This window comes from bacterium, from assembly GCA_014360495.1.
GTDB lineage: Bacteria > Armatimonadota > JACIXR01 > JACIXR01 > JACIXR01 > JACIXR01.
Genome location: JACIXR010000001.1, coordinates 23,354 through 35,156, shown reverse-complemented (window position 1 = coordinate 35,156; position 11,803 = coordinate 23,354). Strand labels below are relative to the sequence as shown.

10 protein-coding genes and 1 tRNA gene are annotated in these 11,803 nt (G+C 45.9%); 4 read left to right on the top strand and 7 right to left on the bottom strand.

The annotated features are described in order from the left end of the window. Positions 1-6: 6 nt before the first annotated feature. Positions 7-81, bottom strand: a tRNA-Pro gene (locus H5T88_00125). Between the two features lie 588 nt (positions 82-669). Here H5T88_00125 and H5T88_00120 point away from each other — a divergent pair. From H5T88_00120 to H5T88_00110, 3 genes are all read left to right on the top strand, one after another. Further along, a complete protein-coding gene (locus tag H5T88_00120; protein ID MBC7328745.1) occupies positions 670-1,392 on the top strand; it encodes a DUF1559 domain-containing protein in 723 nt (240 codons plus the stop codon). After that, the gene (locus tag H5T88_00115) at positions 1,389-1,910 is read left to right on the top strand and encodes an ECF transporter S component (GenBank protein MBC7328744.1); all 522 of its coding nucleotides are present in this window, start codon (positions 1,389-1,391) and stop codon (positions 1,908-1,910) included. The genes H5T88_00120 and H5T88_00115 overlap by 4 nt, the downstream gene beginning before the upstream one ends. Before the next feature lie 73 nt (positions 1,911-1,983). Further along, positions 1,984-3,204, top strand: a complete 1,221-nt coding sequence (locus tag H5T88_00110; GenBank protein ID MBC7328743.1) for an ATP-binding cassette domain-containing protein — start codon at positions 1,984-1,986, stop codon at positions 3,202-3,204. 2 nt (positions 3,205-3,206) lie between these two features. Here the strand turns inward: H5T88_00110 and H5T88_00105 are convergent, their stop codons facing one another. The 6 genes from H5T88_00105 to H5T88_00080 all read right to left on the bottom strand — a co-directional run bounded on the left by H5T88_00105 (position 3,207) and on the right by H5T88_00080 (position 9,724). Continuing rightward, positions 3,207-3,809, bottom strand: coding sequence for a hypothetical protein (locus H5T88_00105; GenBank protein MBC7328742.1), 603 nt, complete (start codon positions 3,807-3,809; stop codon positions 3,207-3,209). Beyond that, a complete protein-coding gene (locus H5T88_00100) occupies positions 3,790-4,665 on the bottom strand; it encodes an NAD(P)-dependent oxidoreductase (protein MBC7328741.1) in 876 nt (291 codons plus the stop codon). Before H5T88_00100 ends, H5T88_00105 begins: the two co-directional genes overlap by 20 nt. After that, positions 4,662-8,006: a beta-galactosidase gene (locus H5T88_00095; GenBank protein ID MBC7328740.1), complete on the bottom strand. Its 3,345-nt coding sequence runs from the start codon at positions 8,004-8,006 to the stop codon at positions 4,662-4,664. Before H5T88_00095 ends, H5T88_00100 begins: the two co-directional genes overlap by 4 nt. A gap of 23 nt (positions 8,007-8,029) precedes the next feature. Beyond that, complete coding sequence (locus H5T88_00090) at positions 8,030-8,302, bottom strand: hypothetical protein (protein MBC7328739.1); 273 nt, start codon at positions 8,300-8,302, stop codon at positions 8,030-8,032. 77 nt (positions 8,303-8,379) lie between these two features. Further along, positions 8,380-8,739, bottom strand: coding sequence for a prepilin-type N-terminal cleavage/methylation domain-containing protein (locus H5T88_00085; GenBank protein MBC7328738.1), 360 nt, complete (start codon positions 8,737-8,739; stop codon positions 8,380-8,382). 4 nt (positions 8,740-8,743) lie between these two features. Then, positions 8,744-9,724 carry a hypothetical protein gene (locus H5T88_00080; protein ID MBC7328737.1) on the bottom strand — a complete coding sequence of 327 codons (981 nt, stop codon included), beginning with the start codon at positions 9,722-9,724 and terminating at the stop codon, positions 8,744-8,746. A 90-nt stretch (positions 9,725-9,814) separates the two neighbouring features. On the opposite strand from H5T88_00080, the gene H5T88_00075 reads away from it, so the two are divergent. Continuing rightward, positions 9,815-11,797, top strand: coding sequence for a hypothetical protein (locus tag H5T88_00075; protein ID MBC7328736.1), 1,983 nt, complete (start codon positions 9,815-9,817; stop codon positions 11,795-11,797). The last annotated feature ends 6 nt before the right edge of the window (positions 11,798-11,803 follow it).

Sequence of the window (11,803 nt, the reverse complement as noted above, 5' to 3'; positions counted from 1 at the left end):
TATAGATGGTCGGGGCGCCGGGACTTGAACCCGGGACCCCTGGCCCCCCATGCCAGTGCGCTTCCACTGCGCCACGCCCCGACCAAGTTGAATTATACAGAATACCCTAATTATTGGCAAGGTTTTTAATTCCTTATTTTATTTCCGAGGAGCATAAAGACGAAATTAATTTCTTTTAGAGAGGAAAAAAGAATTGCGAGCCCGCCTAAGGCAGGCGTGGCAATCTCTTAAAGACCACAAAAAAACCGAAATTTGGCTAAACCTGACCACTATTCGCGGTCAGGCTTGCAATGGCAAAAGAGACATTGCCTTGTCGCTTTGCTCTCCGCAATCTCTACTCTTTAGAGACTCAAGAAGAGATTGCTTCGCTATCGCTTGCATCCAATGGGTATAGGTTTTAGTGGCAATTCCTTCCCTAGCGGGGCAAGAACCCTGCTCTCATTGCGAGCCTTCTGTTCCGCAGATAGCGTGGCAATCTCTTTTTAATAAGAAGGCAGTGTCTTTGTTGCTGCGAGCCCGCCTAAGGCAAACACGGGCTGACAATAAAATAAAATCCTGATTTCGTAGCAAATCTGATATCTTCAGGAGAAATTTTTAAAATTTATCATTTGACTTTCCCGAAATTTATGCTACTATTTTCTAAAAAATAACACGAAGGGAGGAAGAACATTGAGAAGGAAAGGCTTCACTTTGATTGAGCTCTTAGTTGTCATAGCGATAATCGCTATCCTCGCTGCCATCCTCTTTCCCGTCTTCGCCAAAGCAAGGGAAAAGGCAAGGGCAATCCAATGCGTCAGCAATATGCGTCAGGTTGGATTAGCTCTTCGTATGTACCTTCAGGATTGGGATGAACGCTATCCACCCGCCGCACTATGGAAAACTCGTCTTCAACCCTACATGAAGAGCACGGAACTATTCAAATGCCCAAGCAGAACCCATCTCCCCTGGTATTACGGACATGGCTACAACATTGGCTATGGGGGCATTTACCCTCCGGTCTACGGCTTCGTTGAGTTGGTTTCCCTCCTCCCCGGAGGAATCCCCAATCCAAATGCACCGGGAAGAAGTGATTCCTCAATCACCAATCCCTCAACGAAGATATTCGCCCCCGAGTGGGATAGATGCAATTCTGGACCGCCTGTTGGTCCGGTAGGACTCTTCCACGGAGGGGCAACCTCCTACTGGGCGGTTTGTAGAGTTCACAATGGTGGCTCAAATGTTCTCTTTGCCGATGGACATGTGAGATGGATGAGACCGGAACAATATCACAGCACAACCGACCATATAGATGCCAATGGCATCCCTGTAGACGAGAACGGCAACCCAATAGACCCAACCACCGCTGTTGTCTCAGAGCAAGTCTGGCGGACTTATTGGGATACGAATTATTGAAGATGAAAGCTTTTCAATGGTCTGTTAAGGATATCGCGAGGGCAAGCCTTTTAGGAGCTCTTGGGCTTGCCCTTCCCTTCCTCTTCCATCTATTTGGGGCAGGCAAGGTTTTCCTTCCTATGCATTTGCCCATCTTAGTTGGCGGATTCCTCCTCCCCCCTACCCTCGCCGCTTTCCTTGGCGCAGTTGTCCCCTTCCTTTCCTCCGTCCTCACAGGTATGCCTCCCATCGTTCCCACTATGCCCCTTATGGTCTTTGAGCTCTCCGCCTTAGGCGGAATAACGGCGATTTTGTATCAAAGGGCTAAAGTGGGGATTTGGGCAAGTCTTATAGGCGGAATCGTTGGCGATAGAATCGTTCTTGGCATCATCGCTTTTCTTCTGGGAAGATACCTTGAGATAAAATCAGCTATTGCCTATGTAAGCGTCGCTGTGATAACGGGATTGCCCGGGATAATATTGCAAATTGTCTTAATCCCTCCCATAATTTATCTGATTGAGAAGAAAAGCTCCTTCTAAATAAGAGTTTGGGAGGCGAAAAACAATCAATCGGTCTTTTATCCCCTTAGTTATCCTTTTCGCCATCCCCTTTTTGATTCCCCAAGCGAGGGGAATGCCCCTTTTTTTCTTCCTTATAATATCCCTTAGCCTCCTTCTTTTTTCCAATCCCGATTGGGCTTGGTTTAAAAAGCGGTTCTCGCCCTTTCTTCTTTCCCTTGGCTCTCTCTCCGCCTTCTCCCTTCTCCTCGGCGCTAACTTGGAGAAGGTAATTGATATAGGAATTCGCTGTGCGGGAATCTTCCTCTTATCCTCTGCCCTCCTGCTAAAAATCCCTCCAAACCAAATCATCTCTATTTTCTCTCCAAAGGGAAAACATTCCTCCCTTTCCCTTTTCTTCTATCTACTATACCGCTATATCTCACTTGTTACAGAAGAAGGGGAAAAGATGATTCGGGCTGCGAAAGCAAGAAGTGGAAATATCAAGCGATTGTTTCTTAAATCCTTTAAACTTTTCATTAACTATATTTTGAGAGTTCTCAGAAGAAGCGAGGTGATTGCTATGGCTATTGAGGCAAGGGGATGGGAAGGAATAGAGAGAGCAGTTCCCGATGAGGACTATATATTGATTGAAGGTGTCTCTTTCTCTTATCCAACGGGGAAAATGGCGTTGAAGAACATTAATCTTAAAATCAAGAAAGGGGAGAAGGTCGCTCTTTTGGGAGCGAATGGAGCGGGGAAATCCTCCCTTCTTTGGGTTATCAGTGGATTCTTGAAGCCAGAGGGGAAGGTAAAGGTATTCGGGGTTGAAGTGAAGAAGGAGAATCTCGCGAAGTTGAGGAAAATGGTGGGGATACTCTTTGAAGACCCCGACGACCAGCTATTGATGCCGACGATTTTGGAAGATGTTATGTTCGGGCTGTTGAACATCGGTTACAATAGAGGGGAAGCTGAGAAAATAGCGAGAGAGAATTTGAAGAAATTCGGTTTGGAAAGATATGAAGAAATCCATCCACATAATTTATCGCAAGGGGAGAAGAGGAAAGCCTCCTTGGTAGGGGTTTTATCTATGAGACCGGATGTGCTCCTTTTGGATGAGCCCAGTGCCAATTTGGATGGTAAGGGGAAGAGGGAATTGCTAAAAATCCTCAAAGATTTTGAGGGGACTCTAATCATTGCCTCTCATGATTTGGGTTTTGTGAAAGAGTTATGCGAGAGAGCAATTGTGCTTTTTGAGGGTCAGATTGTATTTGATGGTGATATGGAAGACTTGTTTGAAAGAGAGGATATATTAATGGAAAGTGGGATTTTATGACTTTAAGTGAGGAAATAACAAGTCAGATAGGTTACAAGAGAGGACATCATTATACCAGCCAGAACCTGCCAGATGTTGTGTTTGCGCAGGTAAAGGCGTGCCCAGGAAAGGGGGAGCAAGGAGATAAGAAAAGGAACGGCGGGAAGTTTCCAGAAGAATATCGCAGCTGTTAGAGGTCCCGCCAAGCCCGCGAGGTGCATACTTATCTTCCAAAAATAGGTTATTATTGTTCCAACGAGGGTCACGGTAGCATAGCAGGACATCAGGGTGCCGTAGACTTTGTTTATCGGGTGAGGGGGAAAGTGAAGAAGCAAGAAAGAGCCGAGAAAGTAGAAAAAGGTTATTAGGATATAGGGTCTCACTCGTTCAGCCCTATTGCTGATATCGGCATCGGAAAGCAAACCCATCTTCAGCAATCCCAAAACGACAAGTGCAGGCATTAAAGCGGAAAAGAAAATGGCGAGCAAAGCCCAGGCAATTCTCACATAAATTTCTCCTTGGGTGAAAAAAGTGGCGGAACCGAACAAATAAATGGCAACAGCAGAGGGATGAAATAAAAGCGAGAAAAAATCCGCAAGCTTTTTCCTATCCAGTGCTTTGTTCAATGTTTGAACCCTCCTCAAATAAATCCTTCCATGAATACTTGGGATAAAATCCCAAAACTCGTTTCGCCTTTTCATTTGAGACCAAGGAGGCTCTCCCTTTCAATCTTTCCTCGTCTACTCTTTTCACCTTCGGATAGTATTTCCTGATAAGTTCAAGAGATTGCTCTTTCGTTCCGTTATCGTCTGCACAGATGAACATTCTCTCGTGCCTAAGCTCTTCCTTCTCCACAGCCAACCTGAACGCCAGGGCTGCATCCCTGGCATCCTCATAGACCCAAAGGGTTTTCCACCATGTATCAGGCTCCTCAAAAAGGGGACGATAATTTTCCTTCAAATGTGGAAACCAAACGAAACAAATCCGAAGGCAAACAGTCTCAATACCAGTCCTGCGAGTATAAGCCTCGCAAATCTCTTCCCCTACGAGTTTGCTCAACCCATAAGGGTCCTCAGGTTTACAGGGATGGGCTTCATCTATTGGAAAGTATTCAGGAGCTAACGAATCGTTCACCCGGAAGACGAAACCCAATGTGGAATCAGAGCTCGCCATAACGACCCTTTTAACCTTGCATTTGGATGCTGCCTCCAATACATTGAAAGTGCCCATAGCATTCACATTAAAAACTCTCTCAGCAGGCTCGGACAAGGGATGGGGAATAGCAGCGAGATGAACAACAACATCAATGCCCTTCAAAGCTCTTTCAAGGGAATGTATATCAAGGATGTCTCCTCTTATAAACTTGAAATCTTTATTCTCTGGCTCCTTTATATCAAAAATCACGAGTTCATAATAGCCCCTCATCTCCTCAATAACATATCTACCGAGATTGCCAGCTCCGCCGGTAATCAAAACTCTCATTTCTTCTCCTTTCCCTTAAACTCCCATTTGATATCCTGCCAACCCTTTACCTCGCTTGCCAACCGCTCTAAATTCTCCCTTCCTAACGCACCGTATATCAACAATACTCCCTTATCATCTTTATAAACCTCCCTAGGGTTAAGAACTTTGCCCACTTCCCTCCAGATATCGGGATGTTCCCTTCCTCCCTCGTCCTTCCAAAATGTGAATTTGAAATCGCTCTCCCAAATCGGCATCGCTCCATACCAAGCTGATAAGCCTTTATCCCACCAGCTTGCCCCGGGAAGCGCATCATAATAAGCGGGAACAATCTCCTCCTTTTCGTGAATATAGCAATATCGCCTTGGCGTTGAATCTGGTTCGTCGTCGCTTGCATCCCCTCCTATCTCGGAAGGCAGATAGTGATAATAGGCACCCAATGGAAGGGGTTTCTGGGATGTATTCTCTATCCAAAGGAACTTCCCAATGAACCATTGAACCCTAGGATAAATAATCAGACGATAGGCAACTCTATAGCTTAAAGGAATAACCCTTTGCGGAGCAAGCTCCCCTCCCTCACCAACCTCCGTCAGCGCCCTCTCCCCATCGAATCTAGCGATTATATCAACGATAACCTTTGAGGACGATTTCCTTATCTCCACCTTCTCCAACCTGTTGGTGGCTACCCAAAGAGGCTGAGCTAAATCCTGCCTTATCAAAGGCTGATAACTTCCCAACTTAACGCCCCTAAAATAGACGGCATCTATCAAATCACCATCCTCTTCATCTTTTACCAATCTCAATTCCCCATTATCTATCTCAAACTTGTTTCCGTTGCCAGTTACCCTTATTTCCTCGCCCTTCGCCTCCGATTGAGCGGAAATCGGATAAAGGAATAAAGCGAGAGCTGAAAGCGGTTTTATCTCACTCACATTGAAGTCTATCCCAGCGGGAGAGAAATCCGCTGGCAAAACGTGCCCTTCAATATCCCTTACAGCAACGCTTACATTTTTCCCTATCTTGAATGGCAACTTCTCTATTGGAATGCTTATAAATATGTTCCTCCCCACTTCCTCCCCTTCGTTAACTATAATCAAAGGAACCCTCTCCTTTTCGCCAAACCATTCCGCTCCCTTGCGATAGATAACCTTCCTCGCCTCTGCAACCTTCCAATCCCTCCATTTAACTTTCACATCCACGAGATAAGCTCCAGGAGCAGAAGGCAACTCGTAATCAATTACAAGCTGGCGAGGCAATGAAATCCTCTTCTCCGTCTCCTTCCCATTAACGCTTATCCTCAATTCAACCTCATCAACCTCTCCCTTGTTAGTCAGCTTTATCTTCCCCTCCCCTATCTCAATTTTCGGGTTTGGCACTCTACCTGAATGGATATGATAAACTAGGGGATTCAACTTGCTTGCTTCTGCCACGAGCAGGGGATAGGGTTCGTCGTTAACATTTACTAAACCGTAGTTCGTGTTTTCTGGGAAACCTGTGGAAATCCCTTCCTTCGGCTCATCCGCCCACATAAAGTAGTGAGAGCCGACCATAAAGGGAAGCTGAAAGAGCAGTTTTTGGAAAATTGAAAAGGCTTTAGCTCTTTCCTGTTGGGTGGCGAAGCGCTCTCCAGCTCCGTGGGTGCAGGGCAGACCGCTATCAAGGGCAGGGAACGACCACTCCGTGAGCATAAAGGGCTTATGAGTCTGCTGATATCTCTTCCGAAGAATTTCCTCAACATCCCTCACTTCCTCTTTCTTTAAATCCACCCAGGGATACATATTCACCGATATCACATCGCAGTATTTCCCTGCGGAAATCCATGCGGGGTCAGGAGCTGTCCAAGCGAATCTACAGCCAAGAACGAGGTGATTGGGGTCGGCGGACTTGATGGCTTTGGTGGTTATCTCAAAATATCTATCCGCGATTATACCGACGAATTCCATCTTGTCCTTTATCGCCTGCTCGCTCGTCGTTTGAGGAGGTTCATTCATCGCATCTATATCGCTGAATTTAGAGAGCTTTAACCCCCAAGCCTTATTGAAAGCTTCTATTTTGTTCTTATATTTATTTTGGAGAAACTTCACCAAAGCTAATTTAGCGCTATGGCCCTGAGGCAGTCTGAATATGTCGTCAACAAGCCCCCATTCCCTGCCGGATTTGCCGAACCATTCAAGCTCATTATCTATGAAATAGCCAATCAGCCAAGGGTCATCTTTATGGGGACCGCATCTCTCCTTTGCCTGCTTAATACAATATTCCTCAAATTTGGGGCTGAAGACATTGGGGAAACCCGTCCAGTTAATCGGTTTCGTGATATAATCAATTTGGGCAAAGCTTGAACCCAAAGCTGCGAACTCTGTGTGGGCGAGACCCTTATATCTCACCCCACGGGAGGAATTTGCCCCTAAGGATGTAAAACCCCAAGAGAGCAATCTTTGAACCGCGGAATCCCCCCACTTCTCTTCGCTTCCGTATTTCTCCTCAACTGACTTATGATACGGGGCATAGCCAAGCTTTTCCGCCCAGTGAACATTGTAGTTGCAATGGTCGGTTCCCACAGAATAGAAAGCATTACCTTCGGGGTCAATCAACCACCAGATACCATTTATCTCTTTAGTGTAGAAAAATCCCTTTGCTTCAGCCCTTATCTCTTTCCATCCTTTCCCTTTGTAGGGAGGATAAACTGGCTTGGGAGGAATATAGCTTTCCTCTTTCATAATATTCACCTCCACATCATCAAAGGCGGTGAGAAATCCGCTGTTTGTCAGCCCGACTTTACCAAACTTAACCGCCTTTTGATTTTCAAGGGAAAAAACCTGCCTTGCGAGCAGATTTCCCTTCATATCGTATATTGAACCTTCAATTCTGTCTTCCATTAACCTTATCTCCAAACGATAGGGCTTATTGTATTCCCATGGAAAGTTCTCAAAGTTTATGTTTTCAATCATCTTCAATCTCCCCTGAGTAGGCCATTCGCCATCAAGCATTTGCCCGAGCTCGGCAAAATGCCTGCTCCCCATATCCTCGGGTGCCTCAACTAAGGCAAGATGCCAAAAGTGCTCCGCATCTAAGTAGATGGTTATTCCCGCTACCTTCCAGCCAGCCACCTTCTTCTCCTTAACCATCACTGTCGCTGAGAGCGTTAAAACCCTCCCATATGGAGATTTCTCAAGTATTAGCCTTCCCGAGCTATCATTTAACATTACACCTTTCTCTATACGCCAATTTATGGAGGAGCTATACCATTCTGGAGAGCCGTCGCTTCCCTCCTTATAGCGGGAGAAATCCTCTTTATAGGTAAAGGAGAAGCCTATGAAACAAGAAAGAAGAACAATAAGAGGGATTGATAAATTCCTCCCCATGGCATATCACCTTCCTTCTGATTTCATTTTATCTTGCTGATTAAGAATTCAGCTGCTTCTTCATAAGCGAGGTTAACGGAGAGCAACCTTATCTCATATTCTCCCGCCTCTCCAGCATCATAGTGGATAAATTCCCCGAGGTTTATTTCCGCATATTGATTTGGACGCCCTACGGCGCCAATCGTTATTTTCGCTGAGTTTATCGCAATTCCCGTCAAAGTTATCATAAAAGCCCCTCCAGCAACTAACGCGGTGGAGCCTTTAGCAACTTTTACTCTTTCGCCTTTGTAGCTCATAACCATCCTCCGTTTCTACAAATTTATATCATTAATGATTATACCAAGTTGTTTCCCACGCATAAAGCCAGGGTGAATCAGAGATTCCCTGCCAAATCGGTTAGCTTCCCGTGCTCATCGCATTTTATCTCGTAGCTCGTTATATTCCCCTCAATTGTATAATTGCCACCCGATGGGCAAATAGGGAGTGTTTTGAAATAACCATCCAAGAAAAGTTGGTCAACATTCGGTAGAGGGTCATATCCCGAGAGTCTATGGTCAATAGCATACTGCTCCAAAGCGGTCTCTATCTTCTTCATATTTGCGGCACAAGCTCTCAAGCGAGCGTTTTCCCTCACCGTCATCCAATTGGGGAAAGCAATCACTAATAAGACGCTAATTATTAAAATAACAACCATCACTTCAATAAGCGTTAATCCTTTCACCCTCGTCCTCATTACCTTACCACCTTGCCCTCACGGTTTTCAGATAATCCGCTAACCAGAAAGCTATGGGCTCCAAGTCAAAGGAACTCCACCCCTCGGGATTGCCGATTTGGAAAAGCGTTACACCTAAAACCTGTTTATCTTTCCTCAGCTCCCTATCAAACCACTTCAACCATGCTTGATATCTCTCCCTGCTTCCCCTCGCTTGCCAACCATCGGTCTGAGGGTTCCCCGCTTTATCTATCCCTCCCTCTGTGAGTATTATAGGGAGGTCAGCCAAATCTGGGTGTTTTTTACGCAAAAATTCGTAAAAAATCCGATATCTCAAAGAATACCACTTCTCAACATTTATATCAGTTGAATATTCAAGGGAGTAAGCATGATAGCTCCAAGCACCCTTGTAGCGTTTGGCGGCGCGCAAAGCGGGAAGGAAAGCCTCCAATTTAGCACATATCTCCTCAAGAGTTCCGGAAGGGTTCCCAACTGCAATGCTTCCCACACAGGGACGAAATCCCGCCTTCCCAATCCTCTCAGCCAGCCTTTCCCAAAACCTTCCAAACCAACGAGCGCTTTCAACGCTCTCCCAGGTCGGCGTATTCTCACCCTCATTTGGACCCTCAAGATAATCTATCATTTTTCTCTCCTCTACGCTCAACTTTTCAATTGCGGGCTCCAAGACCCTCTGCCAGAAATCCTCAGCGCTCGCAACCGGGTCATCCTGAAGAGAATAATGCACCTCCGGCGTCCTTTCCCAAACTCGCATAACAACTATTCCCTTTGGATAGCGGGATTTGTAGTTTTTCACGGCTTCTCTCATCTCGCTATTTGCCTGGGGGTCTAATACTTTTATTACCCTGGGTCCAGCGTGAATTATTTCCTTTGCCCCTTGTGTGTATCTCCCTATTAGATGAATACCTATCTTGCTACCACTCAGTAAACTGGCAGGCAACACGTAAAGACATAGGACGCAGAGACCTATCAGGAAAGTATATCTCATTTTTAATATTGTATAAAAATTCCTTGCAATTAATCAAGTGTTTCCCGTAAAATAATGGTGAATTTTGCTTGATGAGGGAGGTTCTAGTTTATGAAACAAGTTATCGTTTTAGATGAAGGGTGGCGCCTAACTTGGCGCTCCTTTAGAGACGAGCAAAACTTAAATAGCTTGCTACTGGGTGGAACTGATGGGTGGCTGCCGGCTTCCGTGCCCGGCGATGTCCATTTGGACCTTTTAAAAGCAGGAGAAGGTCCTGAGCCCTTTTACGGTCTCAACGCCGACCTCTGGCGATGGGTAGAGGAAAAAGATTGGTGGTATCGGCTAGATTTCACACCCCCAAAAATCACCGCCGACCAGGTAGCCCATATCGTCTTTGAGGGCATAGATACATTTGCGACAATTTATATAAATGGTAAAAAAGTCCAATCCAATAAGAATATGTTCACCCCGGTGGAGGTGGACATAACCTCCCAAGCCGAAAACGGAGAGCCTGTGAAATTGGCGGTGAAAATAGCTTCCCCAATTTTCTCTGTTGATATTAACAGCGATAACTCATCAGTTAGCGACTGGAACCTCCCCCGTCTCTTCACCCGGAAGGCGCAGTTCAATTATGGATGGGATATCGCTCCCCGCCTGATAAGCTTGGGAATCTGGCGACCCGTTAGATTAGAGATTTATCGTATGGGAAGGATAGCGGATTTCTGGCTAACAAGCCTTAATATAGAAGAGAAGGAAGCCTTCCTCAAAGGCGAGCTACAGATAGAGTGGTTGAGAGGGATACCCTCGGGAGCCGATGTCTCTCTTGAGATATTTGAGGGACCAATTGATGGGCAAGGTGGGAGGATTTTGGAGATATCGCAAAAAATCTTTCCTTCGGATTACGACCACTCAGTTACTTTTGAATTTCCCATAAGGAATCCCAAGCTATGGTGGGCTAACGGCTTGGGCGAACCTCACCTATATTCCTATCGCCTTCGCCTCGGCAAGGACGCAGAAATATTGGACGAATGGAGGGGAAACTTTGGAATACGAAAGGTGGAATTGATTCAGGAACCTCTTCCTCAGGGCGGTTCTTCCTTCTACTTCAAATTGAATGGCAAAGAATTCTTCGCTAAAGGCTTCAATTGGACTCCCCTTGATGCATTTCCCGCGAGAATAACGAACGAGCGATACAAGGAGGTTTTAAGGCTGGTAAAGGAAGCAAATGCGAATATGCTGAGGGTATGGGGAGGTGGAATCTATGAGCCGGAGATTTTCTATGACATTTGCGATAGGTTCGGCATCCTCGTCTGGCAGGACTTTATGTTCGCCTGCGGCAACTATCCCCAAAACAACGAATTCTTGAGGGAAGTGGAAAAAGAGGCTGAATATATAGTGAAAAGATTGCGTCGTCATCCCTGTCTTGCCCTTTGGAGCGGAGGCAACGAGAACGACGCCTTCCGCTATTGGCAGGTAGGAAAAGACTATGTAAAACACAGACTGAGTAGGGAAGTCCTTCAAAAAGTTTGTAAAAAACTTAACCCAGAAACGCCCTTCATCCCGGATAGCCCATTTTCCCCCTCTGGTGATGACCCGAATAACTCCACAGAGGGAGATAGCCATCGCTGGGCCCACGGCACAAGCTACCTATCAGATTTCTATATGAAAGACGAGAGCAGGTTCGTCAGCGAGATAGGACACATTTCCGTCCCCGATAAGGAGGTCCTCCTGTCTTTCATTCCAGAGGAAAAGTTGTGGCCCCCCTTCAACGAATACTGGTTCTATCACGCTTCCGACACCGTAAGGGTTGGATGGAAATTCCGCATCCAGAGCCTCTTCAACTCCATAAAGGAAAACAATCTCCCAGAGCCAAAGAGCTTAGATGAATTCATTGAGGTAACTCAGGAGTTGCAGGCTAAAGCCTATGTTACCTGGGTTGAGCATTACGCCAGCCTTCCCCATTGTGGAGGAATCCTCCTCTGGAATGTCTGCGACTGCTGGCCTCAAATCTCCGACGCCATAATTGCCTACCCTTTGAAACCCAAAAAAGCTTATTACGCTGTCAAAGAGGTATTTAGTAGGATAAAAAGGTAATTTCCC